This is a genomic window from Streptomyces sp. NPDC030862, assembly GCF_055571835.1.
In genome coordinates this window covers 213,363-229,517 of the sequence record NZ_JBVIEN010000004.1, presented here as the reverse complement: position 1 = coordinate 229,517, position 16,155 = coordinate 213,363, and the positions used below count along the sequence as shown (strand labels likewise).

Below are 16,155 nucleotides of genomic sequence, written 5' to 3'. Positions count from 1 at the left end.
GGCCCGTACCACCGACCGTGGTCCCGCGAGACGACGGGGGTCCCCGTCTAAGCCGGCCGCTCCTTGCCTCCACGGCCCTTGTCCCGGTCCCGGTCCCTGTCCCGGTCCCGCTCCCTGTCCTTCTCCTTCTCCTTCTCCTTCGGCGAGTGCAGCCGCGCCACCACGTCGTCCGGCGGCAGGAACCGCGACCAGCGCTCGGGGAACTCCGAGGGCATGTCCGGGTCCTCGTCGTCCAGGTCCTCCACCGCCGCCTTCGCCCGGGCCACCAGGGCGGCGGCCTCGGCCGCGCGGGCGCGCTCGTTCTCGGCGCGGGCGGCGGCGGTGGCGACGGACGGCCAGACGCGGTCGATCGCGGCGTTCACCGCGGCGCCGACCAGGACCGCGAAGGCGGAGATGCCGATCCACAGCAGGACCGCGATCGGCGCGGAGAGCGAGCCGTAGATCGTCGGCCCCTCGACCGTACTGGTCAGGTAGATGCGCAGCAGGAAGCTGCCGAGCACCCACATCCCGAGGGCCACCAGGGCGCCGGGCACGTCCTCGATCCAGGGCGAGCGGACCGGGACGGACACGTGGTAAAGCGTGGTGAGGAAGGCGATCGACAGGAGGATGACGACGGGCCAGTACAGGATCGAGACGACTTCCGTGCCCCAGGGGATCAGCTCCACCACCCGGTCGGGGCCCACGACGGCCAGCGGCAGGACGACCGCGCCGATCAGCAGGGCCACGATGTAGAGGAGGAAGGCGAGCAGCCGGGTCGCGACGATCCCGCGGTGGCCGTCGAGGCCGTACATCACGGTGATCGTGTCGATGAAGACGTTCACGGCGCGCGAGCCCGACCACAGGGCGATGGCGAAACCGATCGAGATGACGTCCGGGCGGCCGCCCTTGGTGACGTCCTCCAGGAGGGGTTTGGCGATGTCGTTGACGCCCCGCTCGGACAGGACCGTGCCCACGGCCGCGAGGATGTTCTTCTCGATGGAGGCGACCGTGGTGGTGTCGGTCCACTCGTCGATGTAGCCGAGCAGCCCGAGCAGGCCCAGCATGAGGGGCGGCAGCGACAGGAGGGTGAAGAACGCCGCTTCGGCGGCGAGACCGAGGATGCGGTACTCGATGCACGAATTGACGGTGTCCTTCAGGAGGAGCCACGCCATTTTCCGCTTGGAGACGTTGCGGTAGAGGGCCCGCGCCCGGTGGAGTCGGCCCGGTGACCTGGGGTGCCACTGGGGTGTTTCTTTTGCTGCCTGCACCTCCTTACCGTATCCGCATGGCAGCCACCACCCACACAGTGACCAACCAGCCTCCGCCCCTGGTCGGGTACGACGTCTTCGCCGCCGATCACGCACTGACCGAGGCCGTGGAACGCCACCTTCCGCTCGAACTCCTCGACGACGCCCGCAGCGAGCTGTCGAAGCTCGGCACCACGGCCGGGTCCGTCCAGGCGCAGGAGTGGGGGTTCCTCGCCAACGAGAACCCCCCGAAGCTGCGCACCCACGACCGGTACGGCCACCGGATCGACCACGTCGACTTCCACCCGTCCTGGCACCGGCTGCTGGGCCACGCCGTGACCAACGGCCTCACCAACGCCTGGGGCCGGCCCGGCGGCCACGTCCGCCGCGCCGCCGGGTTCCTGGTGTGGACGCAGACCGAGGCCGGGCACGGCTGTCCGTTGTCGATGACGCACGCCGCCGTCCCGGCGCTCCGCACGGACCCCGAGCTCGCCGCCGTGTGGGAGCCGAAGCTGACCTCGCAGGTGTACGAGGGCGAGGAGCTGCGGTCCCCCGCCGAGAAGAACGGCGTGCTCTTCGGGATGGGCATGACCGAGAAGCAGGGCGGCAGTGACGTACGGGCCAACACGACGACGGCCACGCCGCTGGCCGCGGCGGGCGAGTACGTCCTGACGGGCCACAAGTGGTTCTGCTCCGCGCCCATGTCGGACGCCTTCCTGGTGCTGGCGCAGGCGCCCGGGGGGCTGACCTGCTTCCTGGTGCCGCGCGTCCTCGACGACGGCAGTCGCAACGTCTTCATGATCCAGCGACTCAAGGACAAACTGGGCAACCGGTCGAACGCGTCGAGCGAGGTGGAGTTCGACGGGACCTGGGCGCGCCGGGTCGGCGAGGAGGGCCGCGGGGTGCGCACCATCATCGAGATGGTGGCGGCGACCCGGCTGGACTGCGTGGTCGGTTCGGCGGCGCTGATGCGGCAGGCGGTGGCGCAGGCCGTGCACCACGCCGCGTACCGCAGCGCGTTCGGCGGCGTACTGATCGACAAGCCGCTCATGCGCAACGTCCTGGCCGACCTGGCGCTGGAGTCGGAGGCGGCGACCGCGCTGGCGATGCGCCTGGCGGCCGCGTACGACTCCGACAGCGAGCAGGAGAAGGCCTTCCTGCGCCTCGCGGTGCCGGCGGCCAAGTACTGGGTGACCAAGCGGTGTACGCCGGTGACGGCGGAGGCGCTGGAGTGCCTGGGCGGCAACGGCTACGTCGAGGAGTCGGGGATGCCGCGGCTGCTGCGCGAGTCGCCGCTGAACTCGATCTGGGAGGGCTCGGGCAACGTCCAGGCGCTGGACGTGCTGCGGGCGCTGCAGAGGGAGCCCCTGGCGCTCAACGCGCTGCTGGAGGAGGTCGGCAAGGCGCGGGGCGCCGACCACCGGCTGGACGCGGCGATCAAGGACCTGCTGACCGAACTGGCCGACCTGGAGGGCGTCGAGGCGCGGGCCCGCCGGCTGGTCGAGCGGATGGCGCTGGTCCTCCAGGGCTCGCTGCTGGTGCGGTGGGCCCCGGCGCCGGTGGCGGACGCGTTCTGCGCGTCGCGCCTGGGCGGCGACTGGGGCGCGGCGTTCGGGACGCTGCCGCACACGCTGGACCTGGGAGCGGTGGTGGAGCGGGCGCGGGCGGTCGTCTGACACCGGCCCGACAGCAAGCGGGCGCGGGCCGCTGTGTCCATACGGCCCGCGCCCAGGGAGAGTGGGGTGGTGCTGCGCCGACACGGCACCAACCCAGTGCTCGTACCGGAGACCGTCGCCGGACGACCGGTACGACACCACTTTCGTACGGGCGCACGCCCCTGCGCGAGAGTTGCAAGGGGTTGCAGCGTCATGGGCAAAGCCGGTGCACGCCCGTGGCGGTCAGGGGAGGATGGGGTGACGTATACCGGCCACCGTGTGCGGGGCAGCGGGGAGGGACAGGTGCGCAGGGCGACTGTCGACATGGCGCGACTCGCCGCCATGGACGCGCGGGAGGCGGCGCTGCTGCTCAAAGGCGTGCGGGAGGCCACGCTGAGAGGCGGCCCCTCGCCGCTGGCGCCGCGCGCCGACATCCGCGAGTCCTGGCAGCGGATGCTGCGCAAGGGCGTGGATCCGGACAGGGACCACCGCTCGCGGCTGCTGTCGTCGGTCGAGTTGGAGCGCCGCCGCAGCGCCTCGCCGCTGGCGGAACTGCTGCCGCTGCTGCGGGAGGGGCTGATGGCGGCGCCGGGATCGGCCTCCGGGTCGGTGCCGCACATCATGGTCGTGGCGGACGCGGACGGCCGCGTGCTGTGGCGGGAGGGCAGTCCGGCGGTCCTGCGGAAGGCGGACGGGCACGGGTTCGAGCCGGGCGCGGACTGGACGGAGGCGACCGTCGGTACGAACGGCCTGGGTACGCCGCTGGTGACGCGCCGCCCGGTGCAGGTGCACTCGGCGGAGCACTTCGTGTCGACGCACCACTCCTGGACGTGTGCGGGCGCGCCGATCACGGATCCGCGGGACGGGCGGCTGCTCGGCGCGGTGGATGTGAGCGGGCCGCTGGCGACGATGCACCCCGCGACGCTGCTGCTGGTGAGCTCGGTGGCGAAACTCGCCGAGGCGGAGCTGCGCAACCGGCACTTCACGGCGCTGGAGCGGCTGCGTTCGGTGGCGGCGCCGGTGCTGTGCCGGGTGGGGGGCCGGGCGGTGGCGGTGGACGCCCACGGGTGGATGGCCGCGGTGACGGGCATGCCGCCCGTGGGCCGGCTGACACTGCCCCGCGGCTTCGGGGCGGGCCGGGTGCTGGTGCCCTCGCTGGGGCGGTGCGCGGTGGAGCCGCTGCCGGGCGGCTGGCTGCTGCGGGTGGAGGACGACGAGGACGGCGCGGCGGCGGCCGGGGGCCCGGGGCGGGTGGTCCTGGACGTGAGCCGGCCGCGCCGCTGGTCCCTGGAGGTGTCGGGCGGTGCGGGCGGCTGGACGCAGGAGCTCAGTCCGCGCCACGCCGAGCTGCTGTACGTCCTGGCCCGGCATCCGGAGGGGCGCAGCGCGGCGCAACTGGCGGAGGACGTGTTCGGCGACAGTACGCGCACGGTGACGGTCCGCGCGGAGATGTCACGCGTCCGCCGCACGCTCGGCGGGGTGCTGGCGCACCGGCCGTACCGGTTCCGCGAGGAGGTGGAGGTGATCGTCCGTCATCCGGACGATCTGTCCGAGCTGCTGCCGCATTCGACGGCCCCGGCGGTGGTGGCGGCGCGGGGTGGTGCGGCTTCTAAGCTGTGAGCCGCACAAGGCGGGGCGGGGAGGCGCGGCGGATGCAGGACGCGGGCGGTCGGAACGTGGTGGGCGACAGCACGGTGGTCGGTTCCGTCGTACAGGCCCAGAGCATCGGGCAGCTGACGATCCATCAGGCGCCCGTGCCTCTCGTTCCGTCGGGTGCGGAGGACCCGTGGGTGTCGGCGGTCCGCGGCTCCGCCGTCTGGAAGCACGTGCCGGACAACCGGGACGCCGGGCCGCACCGCGAGGCCGCCGCGGCGATGGCCGGTTCGCTGGCCCGGCTGCGCGACGCGGCCGAGGCGCGCCTGACCGACGATCCATGGCAGGACCCGCACAGCGCCCTGCGTTTCGTCGAGCGGGTGGAATGGCTGCTGGGCGAGGAGCCGGGGCTGGACCTCCATCCGGCCGAGGCGGCACTGTTCGCGCTGGTCCCCCTCCTGTCACGGGTGCACGACCTGCGGCAGGCGGCGGCCCGGCTGGACGTCGAGCCGTGGCTCCTGGGCGTGCCGGGACGGGCGCCGGAGCGGGCGTCGTTCGATGCGTACGCCGACGGCCACCGGCTGCTGGTGCAGCGGGCGCTGCTGCGCCCGGAGGCCGAGGCTCCGATCGGCTGGTGGCTGTACCACCGGTGGCTGGTGCGGCACGAGAGCCATGCGCACGAGGAGACGGTGCGGGAGCTGCTGGACGCGCTCGGCACACCGGACGCCCCGCTGCACCGGGTGGTGACCCCGCGTCGCGTGAGCCGGCTGCTGCACGCGCTGCGGCGCGGCCCCGACGTGTGCAACCCGGAGTTCCTGGACGCCCTGCCCTCCGAGGAGTCGCTGGGCGTCCAGCGGGTGCGGGACCAGCGGCTGGCGCTGCTGTGCTCGCTGGCGTACGCGCTGACGGCCGAGGTGACGACGCTGCCGGACATCGTGGCCGAGCACCTGGGCATCCCGCACCCGGTCGACCTGGCCGCGCTGCGCACGACGCTGGAGGAGTCGTCGTGGGGCGGCCCGGCGGACCTGCCGGTGCTGCGCGCCGAGTGCGCGCACGAGGCGGTCGTGGAGGGGTTGCGCACGGCCGCCGCCCGCATGGACGAGACCCTGCACGCGGTGACCCGTACGGTACGGGAGCGGATCACGCACCCGATGCCGCGCCTGCCGGTGCGGCTCTCGGCCGACGGAGTGGTCCCGGCCGACGGCACGTTCACCGGCTGGGCGAGCTTCCGCCTCGACGAACGCCGGGTACGCGAGCTGCTGATGGGCGTCCAGCTCTACAAGGACCCGGACCTGGCGGTCCGCGAGCTGTACCAGAACGCCCTGGACGCCTGCCGTTACCGGCGGGCCAGGACGGAGTACCTGGACCGGACGCACGCGGGTGCGACGTACGCGTACGAGGGCTCCATCGTCTTCGAGCAGAGCGTCGACGAGGACGGCCGCGCGTACGTGGAGTGCCGCGACAACGGCATCGGGATGGGCGAGGCGGAGCTGCGGGGCGTGTTCTCGCGGGCGGGCGCCCGCTTCGCCGAGCAGCCGGAGTTCCGCGAGGAGCACGCGGAGTGGGCACGGCTGGACCCGCCGGTCGAGCTCTATCCGAACAGCCGGTTCGGGATCGGTGTGCTCAGCTACTTCATGCTGGCCGACGAGCTGCGCGTGACCACCTGCCGCCTCGGCCGCGACGGCCGCCCGGGGCCGGTGCTGGAGGCGTCGATCTTCGGCCCCGGGCACCTGTTCCGCATCGTGAGACGGGCGGAGCGCGGCGAGGAGCCGGGCACCACCGTCCGGCTGTATCTGCGGGAGGCGGGTGACAGCGACTGGTCCTGCCCCGGCGTACTGGACCGGCTGCTGGGCGTCGCGGAGTTCCCGACGGTGGCCCGGCACGGCGTCGATGTCCTCAGGTGGGAGCCGGGGCGGCTGCACGAGAGCAAAACACCCAGGGACAAAGAGCTCGGTCTGCACGTCTCCGGAGCCATCGACGCCTGGCCGGACGCTCCGCCCGGGATCCAGGTCTTCTGGTGCGCGAGCGGCGGAGGACTGCTGGTGGACGGCCTGGTGGTCCGGCCGGCCGAGCACGCTGGCCTGGTGTCGACCCGAGGCGCCGACCTGCCGGGCGCCGTGGTGAACCTCTCGGGGCCGTTCGCACCGGAGCGCCTCACGGCGGACCGGTCCCAGATCCTGGACGACCTGCGTGAGCCGCTGCGGCTGCTGCTGACTGACGCGGTGGGCCACCTCCTGGACAGCCCGTTGCTGGACCACCAGTGGCTGACCCGGCTCGCCGAGGACAACGAGGTGCTGGCGGACCTGGTCGTGGAGCGCTGCATCGCCGAGGGCCGCGTGATCGCGGTGCCGGAGATGACCTTTTGCGACGCCCGGACCGGCTACCTCATCGAGGACCTCCCGCTGCTCTTCCCGGAGCTGAAGGGGGTGTACGACGCACGGAGGTGGCGCACGGCGACCAGGCTCTCCGTGCCGGACCACATCCTGTTGTGGCGGCTGCTGGCGCATCGCCCGCACCCGGTGCTGAGTGAGCTGATCGGGCTCTGCCCCGAGCTGGACGCCGTCGGCCCCGTGGCGCCCGCCCTGCCGTCCGACGCTCGCCTGCTACGGCAGCTGCGTGGCCTCTCACGCGGGATGCAGGGCGATGCAGTCCGGCAGCTTGCCCGGGCCCTCGGCCGGTCCTCCCGGGCCGTCGCCGTGCGCGCCGCCCAGCTGGGATTGTTCGACGGTTCCTGCGAGGCGTTCCCCTCCGAGCTTCCACCGGCGGGTACGGGGGCGAGAAGGGCGGCCAGGCGCCGCGCGCGCCCACAGCCCGGCGTGAGTCTGCTCCTCCGGACCGCCCGACAGGAACGAGCGTCACTCGGCTCCATCGTGGACCGGTGGAGAAACGCGGGTGTCGACGTCCCGGACGCCATGGTCCGAACCGCCGAGGCAGCCGCCGCGGACGATCTGCTCGGCCCCTTCCTGCGGCAGCACGAGGGCAACCGGTGGTTCGCGCCCGGCGTCGACGTCGAGCCCGGTCTGCTGGTGATGATGGCGAACGCCTTGGCCGTCACCGTCCCGGATCTCTGCGCCCGGCTGCGCGCGTGCGGACTCAATGCGGACGGGACCGGTCTGCCCGCCCGGCCCGCACCTGAGCTGGGCCCAGTCCTCAGCGCCTGTCTGACGGGGACCTCCCCGTGGCTGGCGGCCGGTGATCCCGTGTCCCCGGCGCATGTGCTCGAGGCGGCGCAGGCAGGGGGGATGACTCCGGCGGAGGCCATCACCTGGTACGAGGGCCTGGGTTTCGCAGCGCCGGACGGGTTCCCCGCGGAGGTGGAACCCCATGACCTCGACCTGCTGACCCCGCCGCAGGGCCATGGTCGCACCGAGGAACCCGTGCGGCCGGGCAGGCCCGTCGAGTACAGCCACGTGCTGGCGGCCGCACGCCGGTGCGGCGTCTCCCTGGCCGAGGCGGCGTCCCGTCTGCGCGCGTTCGGTCTCATGGTTCCCGAGCTGCGCCCCGCCACCCCGTCGGACATGGACGAACGACTGTTCGCGGACGACGGTCCTCTTCTGTGGGATGACCTGCGCGCCGACCAGCCCGTACCCTTCGGCCGCATCCTGCTCGCCGCGGAGACACTGGGCGTCCGCCCCCGGGAGATCGCCGGGCGACTGGCCGAGTACGGGATCACGCCCTCGCGCCAGGACCTGCCCGAGGGGCTCTCGTACGACGTGGCCCTCCTCTTGATCGACGACTTCGGGGACACGACCAGCCGCAAGGGCGTCACGCTGCAGGTCCTCATGGAGAAAGCCAGGGAGGTACGCGAACCCATCGCCCGCGTCCACCACTGGCTCACCCAGCTCGGCATCCCCGTCACCGACCCCGCCGAAGCCATCCGCGCCGCCCTCCCCCGCATCCCCCTCATCCCACAGACCCCCGCCGGCTGACGCCGCTGGCCACGGCCCCGCGCCCCGTGTTTCCCTGGCCCCCATGAGCAGCAGCAGCCTCACCGTCACCACCTGGTCCCTCGAGCAGACCTCGCCCGCCGACCTGCGCCCCGCGGCCGTGCCGCCTGGCGACGTCGTGATCCGGCGGGCCGAGGTGCCGTCGCCGGAGTTCAGCCGGTTCCTCTATACGGCGGTGGGCGGCGACATCCGCTGGATGGACCGGCTCGGGCTGACCTACGACCAGTGGCGGGAGATCGTGGAGCGGCCCGGGGCCGAGATCTGGGTGGCGTACGAGAAGGGGACGCCCGCCGGGTACGTGGAGCTGGACCCGCAGGACGACGGGGTCGTGGAGATCGTCTACTTCGGGCTCATCCCGGCGTTCCGGGGCCGGCGGATCGGCGGGCATCTGCTGTCGTACGGCACGGCCCGCGCCTGGGACCTGGCGGAGCGGTGGCCGGAGCGGGTGCCGACGAAGCGGGTGTGGCTGCACACGTGCTCCCTGGACGGGGAGCACGCGATGGACAACTATCTGAGGCGGGGCTTCCGCCTCTTCGACACCAAGGTCACGGAGGAGCCGGATACTCCGGTTCCGGGGCCGTGGCCGGGGGCCCACCCCGCCTGAGCCGGGCAAGCAGCCCCGCAAGCGTCCGATATGAGTGACGCATGACACATTGGTCCACACTTCGAGACATCCATGTCCGCATCGTGGACAAAGGTGGACTGGGTCCAAAGTCCCATGCCACGCTTCCGTCATGTCTCGAGCTGGAATTGCCTTGGTGAGTCGGCGGCACGTCGACCTCGGCCGCATGTCCAGCGCCATCTGTCCGGTGAGCTGAGCCCAGCAGCACCACCGCGATCCCCGAACCCCCGCAATCCACTGCGCACCGCCGCGCCGCGCCTTGTGCCGCGCGCGAGTGTGCAGGTCAGAGCCGCCCTCCTGCAGTCCCGAAGGACGTATCGTCATGGCCTCCACCCCGGAAACGCCCGCCTCCGCCACGCCCCGCCGCAAGCCTGGGCGGCACCGTGGTGAGGGTCAGTGGGCCAGGGGCCACTTCACGCCCCTCAACGGCAACGAGCAGTTCAAGAAGGACGACGACGGTCTCAACGTGCGGACACGCATTGAGACGATCTACTCCAAGGCCGGCTTCGACTCGATCGACCCCAACGACCTGCGCGGCCGCATGCGCTGGTGGGGCCTGTACACCCAGCGCAAGCCCGGGATCGACGGCGGCAAGACCGCGATCCTGGAGCCGGAGGAGCTGGACGACGAGTACTTCATGCTCCGCGTCCGCGTCGACGGCGGCCGGCTGACGACGCAGCAGCTGCGGGTGATCGGCGAGATCTCGCAGGAGTTCGCGCGCGGCACCGCCGACATCACCGACCGGCAGAACATCCAGTACCACTGGATCCGCATCGAGGACGTGCCCGAGATCTGGCGCCGCCTCGAAGAGGTCGGCCTGTCCACGACCGAGGCGTGCGGTGACACCCCGCGTGTCATCCTCGGCTCCCCCGTCGCCGGCATCGCCGAGGACGAGATCATCGACGGCACCCCCGCCATCGACGAGATCCACCGCCGCATCGTGGGCAACAAGGACTTCTCCAACCTGCCCCGCAAGTTCAAGTCTGCGGTCTCCGGCTCGCCGCTGCTCGACGTGGCGCACGAGATCAACGACATCGCCTTCGTCGGCGTCGAGCACCCCGAGCACGGCCCGGGCTTCGACGTCTGGGTCGGCGGCGGCCTCTCCACCAACCCCAAGATCGGTGTGCGGCTCGGCACCTGGGTCTCGCTCGACGAGGTCCCGGACGTGTACGAGGGCGTCATCTCGATCTTCCGCGACTACGGCTACCGCCGGCTGCGCAACCGCGCCCGCCTGAAGTTCCTCGTCGCCGACTGGGGTGCGGAGAAGTTCCGCCAGGTCCTGGAGGACGAGTACCTGAAGCGCAAGCTGTCCGACGGCCCCGCGCCCGCGCAGCCCGTACAGCAGTGGCGCGACCACGTCGGTGTGCACCGGCAGAAGGACGGCCGCTTCTACGTCGGCTTCGCGCCGCGCGTCGGCCGTGTCGACGGCGCCACGCTCACCAAGATCGCCGAGGTCGCGGAGGCGCACGGCTCCGGCCGGCTGCGTACCACCGTCGAGCAGAAGATGATCGTCCTCGACGTCGAGGAGGCGCAGGTCGAGCCGCTCGTCTCCGCCCTGGAGGCGCTGGACCTCACCGTCACGCCGTCGCCGTTCCGGCGCGGCACGATGGCCTGCACCGGCATCGAGTTCTGCAAGCTGGCCATCGTCGAGACCAAGGCGCGCGGTGCCTCGCTCATCGACGAGCTGGAGCGCCGCATCCCGGACTTCGACGAGCCGATCACCATCAACATCAACGGCTGCCCCAACGCCTGCGCCCGTATCCAGGTGGCGGACATCGGTCTCAAGGGCCAGCTGGTCCTGGACGACGACGGCAACCAGGTCGAGGGCTACCAGGTCCACCTCGGCGGCGCGCTGGGCCTCGAGCCCGGCTTCGGCCGCAAGGTGCGCGGTCTGAAGGTGACCTCGGACGAGCTGCCCGACTACGTCGAGCGGGTCCTCAAGCGCTTCCAGGCGGAGCGCGAGGACGGCGAGCGCTTCGCCACCTGGGCGGCGCGCGCGTCGGAGGAGGCTCTCTCATGAGCGAGCGCGCGGCCCCGTTCTACTGCCCCTACTGCGGCGACGAGGACCTGCGGCCCAGCGAGACCGGGCACGGCGCCTGGGAATGCGCGGGGTGCAATCGAGCCTTCCAGCTGAAGTTCCTCGGGCTGCTGGCCCGGGGGGTTCAGCGCAACGACGGCGGAGGGGAAACGTCATGACGGCGGTTCAGAGCAAGGAAGAGCTGAAGGCGCTCGCCGAGCAGGCGGGCCGGGACCTCGAAGAGGCCTCGCCCCTGGAGATCCTGACGTGGGCGGCCGAGACGTTCGGCAAGCGCTTCTGCGTCACCTCCTCCATGGAGGACGCGGTCGTCGCCCACCTCGCCTCCCGCGCCTTCCCGGGCGTCGACGTCGTCTTCCTCGACACCGGCTACCACTTCCCGGAGACCATCGGCACCCGTGACGCCGTGGACGCCGTGATGGACGTCAACGTCATCACGCTGACCCCGCGCCAGACGGTGGCCGAGCAGGACGCCGAGTACGGCCCGAAGCTGCATGACCGGAACCCGGACCTGTGCTGCGCGCTGCGCAAGGTCAAGCCCCTCGAAGAGGGCCTGACCGCGTACGACGCGTGGGCGACCGGGCTGCGCCGCGACGAGTCGCCGACCCGGGCGAACACCCCGGTCGTCGGCTGGGACGAGAAGCGCCGGAAGGTCAAGGTGTCGCCGATCGCCCGCTGGACGCAGGACGACGTGGACGCGTACGTCGCCGAGCACGGCGTCCTGACGAACCCGCTGCTGATGGACGGGTACGCCTCCGTCGGCTGCGCGCCCTGCACGCGCCGGGTGCTGGAGGGCGAGGACGCGCGCGCCGGCCGCTGGGCGGGGCGCGCCAAGACCGAGTGCGGGCTGCACGGCTGATGACGACTGTGGGAGAAGAGAACGTGACTGGGGCCACCATCTGGCTCACCGGGCTGCCGAGCGCCGGCAAGACCACCATCGCGTACGCGCTGGCGGACCGGCTGCGCGCCGAGGGCCACCGCGTCGAGGTGCTGGACGGCGACGAGATCCGCGAGTTCCTCTCGGCGGGCCTCGGCTTCAGCCGCGAGGACCGGCACACCAACGTGCAGCGGATCGGCTTCGTCGCCGAGCTGCTCGCGTCGAACGGCGTGAAGGTCCTGGTGCCGGTCATCGCCCCGTACGCGGACAGCCGTGAGGCGGTGCGCAAGCGCCACCAGCGGGAGGGCACCGGGTACGTCGAGGTGCACGTGGCCACGCCCGTCGAGGTGTGCTCGGAACGCGATGTGAAGGGCCTGTACGCCAAGCAGGCGGCGGGCGAGATCAGCGGCCTGACCGGCGTCGACGACCCGTACGAGGAGCCGGAGTCCCCGGATCTGCGTATCGAGTCCCAGAACCAGACCGTGCAGGAGTCCGCGGCAGCGGTCCATGCGCTGCTCACCGAAAGGGGTCTCGCGTGACCACCACCGCTGCCAACGCCCTCGACGAGGCGACCGACACCCCCTACGCCCTGAGCCACCTGGACGCCCTCGAGTCCGAGGCGGTCCACATCTTCCGCGAGGTGGCGGGTGAGTTCGAGCGGCCGGTGATCCTCTTCTCCGGCGGCAAGGACTCCATCGTCATGCTGCACCTGGCGCTGAAGGCGTTCGCCCCCGCGGCGGTCCCCTTCTCGCTGCTGCACGTGGACACCGGGCACAACTTCCCCGAGGTCATCGAGTACCGCGACCGCACGGTCGAGAAGCACGGGCTGCGGCTGCACGTCGCCTCCGTGCAGGAGTACATCGACGCCGGCAAGCTGCGCGAGCGCCCCGACGGGACGCGCAACCCGCTGCAGACGGTGCCGCTGACCGAGGCGATCCAGCAGCACCGCTTCGACGCCGTGTTCGGCGGCGGGCGCCGCGACGAGGAGAAGGCGCGCGCCAAGGAGCGGGTGTTCTCGCTGCGCGACGAGTTCTCGCAGTGGGACCCGCGCCGCCAGCGCCCCGAGCTGTGGCAGCTCTACAACGGCCGCCACGCGCCCGGCGAGCACGTGCGCGTCTTCCCGCTGTCCAACTGGACCGAGCTGGACGTGTGGCAGTACATCGCCCGCGAGAACATCGAGCTGCCGGAGATCTACTTCGCGCACGAGCGCGAGGTGTTCCTGCGCAACGGCATGTGGCTGACCGCCGGCGAGTGGGGCGGCCCGAAGGACACCGAGACGGTCGAGAAGCGGCTCATCCGCTACCGCACCGTCGGCGACATGTCCTGCACCGGCGCGGTGGACTCCGACGCCACCACGCTGGACGCCGTGATCGCCGAGATCGCCGCCTCCCGGCTCACCGAGCGGGGCGCGACCCGCGCCGACGACAAGCTGTCCGAGGCCGCGATGGAAGACCGCAAGCGCGAAGGGTACTTCTAACCATGACCAGCACCACCGAGCAGCTCAGCGCCACCACGCTGCTGCGCTTCGCGACCGCGGGCTCCGTCGACGACGGCAAGTCCACCCTCGTCGGCCGGCTCCTGCACGACTCCAAGTCGGTCCTCGCCGACCAGCTGGAGGCCGTCGAGGCCGCGTCCATCAAGCGCGGCCAGGAGGCGCCGGACCTGGCGCTGCTCACCGACGGCCTGCGCGCCGAGCGCGAGCAGGGCATCACCATCGACGTCGCGTACCGCTACTTCGCCACGGCGCGGCGCCGGTTCATCCTGGCCGACACCCCGGGGCACGTGCAGTACACCCGGAACATGGTCACCGGCGCCTCCACCGCCGAGCTGACCGTGATCCTGGTCGACGCCCGCAACGGCGTCGTCGAGCAGACCCGCCGCCACGCGGCCCTCGCGGCCCTGCTGCGCGTCCCGCACGCCGTCCTCGCCGTCAACAAGATGGACCTGGTCGACTACGAGGAGTCCGTCTTCGCCGCCATCGCCGAGGAGTTCACGGCGTACGCGACCGAGCTGGGCGTCCCGGAGGTCACCGCGATCCCGATCTCGGCGCTCGCCGGGGACAACGTCGTGGAGCCGTCGGCGCACATGGACTGGTACGGCGGTCCGACCGTCCTGGAGCACCTGGAGACGGTGCCGGTCAGCCACGACCTGACGGGCTGCCACGCGCGCTTCCCGGTGCAGTACGTGATCCGTCCGCAGACCGCCGAGCACCCCGACTACCGCGGGTACGCCGGCCAGATCGCGGCCGGTACCTTCCGGGTCGGCGAGCAGGTGAAGGTCCTGCCCTCCGGGCGGACCTCGACGATCACCGGGATCGACCTGCTGGGCGAGCCGGTGGACGTGGCGTGGACCCCGCAGTCGGTGACGCTGCTGCTCGCGGACGACATCGACATCTCGCGCGGCGACCTGATCGTGCCCGCCTCGGACGCGCCCGCCACCACGCAGGACGTCGAGGCGACCGTGTGCCACGTCGCCGACCAGCCGCTCACCGTGGGGCAGCGGGTGCTGCTCAAGCACACCACCCGCACGGTCAAGGCCATCGTCAAGGACATCCCGTCCAAGCTGACGCTGGACGACCTCTCCCAGCACCCGGCGCCGGGGCAGCTCGTCGCCAACGACATCGGCCGCGTCCGGGTCCGTACGGCCGAGCCGCTCGCGCTCGACGCGTACGCCGACTCGCGCCGTACCGGTTCCTTCCTGCTGATCGACCCGGCCGACGGCACCACGCTCGCGGCCGGCATGGCGGGCGAGTCCTTCGCCGGGGCCAAGGCGGCCGCGGCCGTCGAGGCCGACGACGAGGGCTGGGACTTCTGACGTGACCACAACCGACGTCTACGCGACCTTCGCCAAGGAGGGCGGCCGGGTCGGCAGCGGCACCCTCGGCGCGGGAACCGGGGGTGTCGCGCGATGTGCCCGATGACGCCGCGCCCGCTCCCGTACCACGCGTACCGCCGAAGAATGACACCACTGCCGACTTCCCGGCCGCGCCCCTGACGACGATCAGGAGGGCGTAGCGCCGGGCCGACGAGAGGAACGCCCTCCCGTGCCTGCCACGATCCGCGTCACCGCCCTGCGCCTGCGCCGCCGCTTCGCCGCGGCGATCGCCCTGCCGCTGCTGTTCGGCACGCTCGCCTCCTGCGGCTACGGCTCGCAGGCCCCCAAGGAGACCCGGGCGGAGGCCAAGGGCGAGAAGCTCTCGGCCGACCGGGTGCGGCTCGGGTACTTCCCGAACCTCACCCACGGCACGGCTCTCGTGGGTGACCAGGAGGGCATCTTCCAGAAGGAGTTGGGCGGCACCCGACTGGACGTGTCGCTGTTCAACGCGGGCCCGTCCGCGATCGAGGCGCTCAACGCCGACTCGATCGACATCGGTTTCATCGGCCCCTCCCCCGCGATCAACGGCTACACCAAGTCCAAGGGCGGCAACCTGCGCATCATCGGCGGGGCGGCCTCCGGCGGGGTCAAGCTGGTCGTGAACCCGGAGAAGATCAAGACCCTGGACGACGTCAAGGGCAAGAAGATCGCGACCCCGCAGCTGGGCAACACGCAGGACGTCGCCTTCCTCCACTGGGCCGCCACGAAGGGCTGGAAGGTCGACTCGCAGAGCGGCCAGGGCGACGTCTCGGTGGTCCGTACGGACAACAAGGTGACGCCGAACGCCTACCAGACCGGCGCCATCGACGGCGCCTGGGTGCCGGAGCCGACCGCGTCGAAGCTGGTCAGCGAGGGCGCGAAGGTGCTGCTCGACGAGTCGGCGCTGTGGCCCGGGAAGAAGTTCGTGATCACCAACATCGTCGTGTCGCAGAAGTTCCTCAAGGCGCACCCGGACGTCGTCGAGGCGGTGCTGCGCGGTGTGGTGAGGACGAACGACTGGATCAACGCCAACCCCGACAAGGCGAAGGCGTCCGCAAACGCCAAGCTGAAGACCATCACGGGCAAGCCGCTGGGCGCGGACGTGATCGACGCCGCCTGGCCGTCGATCCAGTTCGTCAACGACCCGCTGGCCGCCACCCTCAAGGCGCAGGCCGACCACGCGGTGCAGGCAGGTCTGCTGGAGAAGCCCGACCTGAACGGCATCTACGACCTGGGGCCGCTCAACAAGGTCCTCAAGGCCGAGGGCAAGCCCGCGGTCGCCGACGCCGGTCTCGGCGTCAAGTGACCCCGGCCCGCCTCTCCCCCGCACCCGCACCCGCTTTGAAC

Annotated in this window: 13 protein-coding genes; 12 read left to right on the top strand and 1 reads right to left on the bottom strand. The window is 71.9% G+C overall.

The genetic code is table 11. From position 1 onward, the window contains the following. Positions 1-47: 47 nt before the first annotated feature. Complete coding sequence (locus tag ACZ42X_RS12865) at positions 48-1,247, bottom strand: YihY/virulence factor BrkB family protein (RefSeq protein WP_468287945.1); 1,200 nt, start codon at positions 1,245-1,247, stop codon at positions 48-50. A gap of 17 nt (positions 1,248-1,264) precedes the next feature. Here ACZ42X_RS12865 and ACZ42X_RS12860 point away from each other — a divergent pair, with 17 nt between their 5' ends. From ACZ42X_RS12860 to ACZ42X_RS12805, 12 genes are all read left to right on the top strand, one after another. Continuing rightward, a complete protein-coding gene (locus ACZ42X_RS12860; protein WP_468287942.1) occupies positions 1,265-2,902 on the top strand; it encodes an acyl-CoA dehydrogenase family protein in 1,638 nt (545 codons plus the stop codon). Positions 2,903-3,205: 303 nt separating this feature from the next. After that, a complete protein-coding gene (locus ACZ42X_RS12855; protein ID WP_468288761.1) occupies positions 3,206-4,501 on the top strand; it encodes a helix-turn-helix domain-containing protein in 1,296 nt (431 codons plus the stop codon). Further along, positions 4,498-8,403, top strand: a complete 3,906-nt coding sequence (locus tag ACZ42X_RS12850) for a wHTH domain-containing protein (RefSeq protein WP_468287939.1) — start codon at positions 4,498-4,500, stop codon at positions 8,401-8,403. The genes ACZ42X_RS12855 and ACZ42X_RS12850 overlap by 4 nt, the downstream gene beginning before the upstream one ends. Positions 8,404-8,446: 43 nt before the next feature. Next, the gene (locus tag ACZ42X_RS12845; protein ID WP_468287935.1) at positions 8,447-9,025 is read left to right on the top strand and encodes a GNAT family N-acetyltransferase; all 579 of its coding nucleotides are present in this window, start codon (positions 8,447-8,449) and stop codon (positions 9,023-9,025) included. 130 nt (positions 9,026-9,155) lie between these two features. Beyond that, positions 9,156-9,239 carry a putative leader peptide gene (locus ACZ42X_RS12840; RefSeq protein ID WP_312846103.1) on the top strand — a complete coding sequence of 28 codons (84 nt, stop codon included), beginning with the start codon at positions 9,156-9,158 and terminating at the stop codon, positions 9,237-9,239. 126 nt (positions 9,240-9,365) lie between these two features. Then, positions 9,366-11,063 (top strand): nitrite/sulfite reductase, encoded by a 1,698-nt coding sequence (locus ACZ42X_RS12835; RefSeq protein WP_468287932.1) that lies wholly within the window; start codon positions 9,366-9,368, stop codon positions 11,061-11,063. Then, positions 11,060-11,239, top strand: a complete 180-nt coding sequence (locus tag ACZ42X_RS12830) for a hypothetical protein (protein WP_468287929.1) — start codon at positions 11,060-11,062, stop codon at positions 11,237-11,239. The genes ACZ42X_RS12835 and ACZ42X_RS12830 overlap by 4 nt, the downstream gene beginning before the upstream one ends. Further along, on the top strand, positions 11,236-11,937 hold the full coding sequence (locus tag ACZ42X_RS12825) for a phosphoadenylyl-sulfate reductase (RefSeq protein ID WP_468287926.1): 702 nt from the start codon (positions 11,236-11,238) through the stop codon (positions 11,935-11,937). Before ACZ42X_RS12830 ends, ACZ42X_RS12825 begins: the two co-directional genes overlap by 4 nt. After that, positions 11,937-12,494 carry an adenylyl-sulfate kinase gene (cysC, locus tag ACZ42X_RS12820; RefSeq protein WP_468287923.1) on the top strand — a complete coding sequence of 186 codons (558 nt, stop codon included), beginning with the start codon at positions 11,937-11,939 and terminating at the stop codon, positions 12,492-12,494. Before ACZ42X_RS12825 ends, cysC begins: the two co-directional genes overlap by 1 nt. After that, a complete protein-coding gene (gene cysD / locus ACZ42X_RS12815) occupies positions 12,491-13,432 on the top strand; it encodes a sulfate adenylyltransferase subunit CysD (protein ID WP_361424802.1) in 942 nt (313 codons plus the stop codon). Before cysC ends, cysD begins: the two co-directional genes overlap by 4 nt. Positions 13,433-13,434: 2 nt before the next feature. Continuing rightward, complete coding sequence (locus ACZ42X_RS12810; protein WP_468287920.1) at positions 13,435-14,769, top strand: sulfate adenylyltransferase subunit 1; 1,335 nt, start codon at positions 13,435-13,437, stop codon at positions 14,767-14,769. A gap of 229 nt (positions 14,770-14,998) precedes the next feature. After that, entirely contained in the window at positions 14,999-16,114 is a 1,116-nt protein-coding gene (locus ACZ42X_RS12805) for an aliphatic sulfonate ABC transporter substrate-binding protein (protein WP_468287917.1), read from the top strand. Positions 16,115-16,155 lie beyond the last annotated feature (41 nt).

Bases quoted from the DNA above. Each gene is read 5' to 3' on its own strand.
- ACZ42X_RS12830 (WP_468287929.1), top strand. From the start codon at position 11,060: ATGAGCGAGCGCGCGGCCCCGTTCTACTGCCCCTACTGCGGCGACGAG.
- cysC (WP_468287923.1), top strand. From the start codon at position 11,937: ATGACGACTGTGGGAGAAGAGAACGTGACTGGGGCCACCATCTGGCTC.
- ACZ42X_RS12855 (WP_468288761.1), top strand. From the start codon at position 3,206: ATGGCGCGACTCGCCGCCATGGACGCGCGGGAGGCGGCGCTGCTGCTC.
- ACZ42X_RS12860 (WP_468287942.1), top strand. From the start codon at position 1,265: ATGGCAGCCACCACCCACACAGTGACCAACCAGCCTCCGCCCCTGGTC.
- ACZ42X_RS12810 (WP_468287920.1), top strand. From the start codon at position 13,435: ATGACCAGCACCACCGAGCAGCTCAGCGCCACCACGCTGCTGCGCTTC.
- ACZ42X_RS12835 (WP_468287932.1), top strand. From the start codon at position 9,366: ATGGCCTCCACCCCGGAAACGCCCGCCTCCGCCACGCCCCGCCGCAAG.
- ACZ42X_RS12825 (WP_468287926.1), top strand. From the start codon at position 11,236: ATGACGGCGGTTCAGAGCAAGGAAGAGCTGAAGGCGCTCGCCGAGCAG.
- ACZ42X_RS12845 (WP_468287935.1), top strand. From the start codon at position 8,447: ATGAGCAGCAGCAGCCTCACCGTCACCACCTGGTCCCTCGAGCAGACC.
- ACZ42X_RS12840 (WP_312846103.1), top strand. From the start codon at position 9,156: ATGTCTCGAGCTGGAATTGCCTTGGTGAGTCGGCGGCACGTCGACCTC.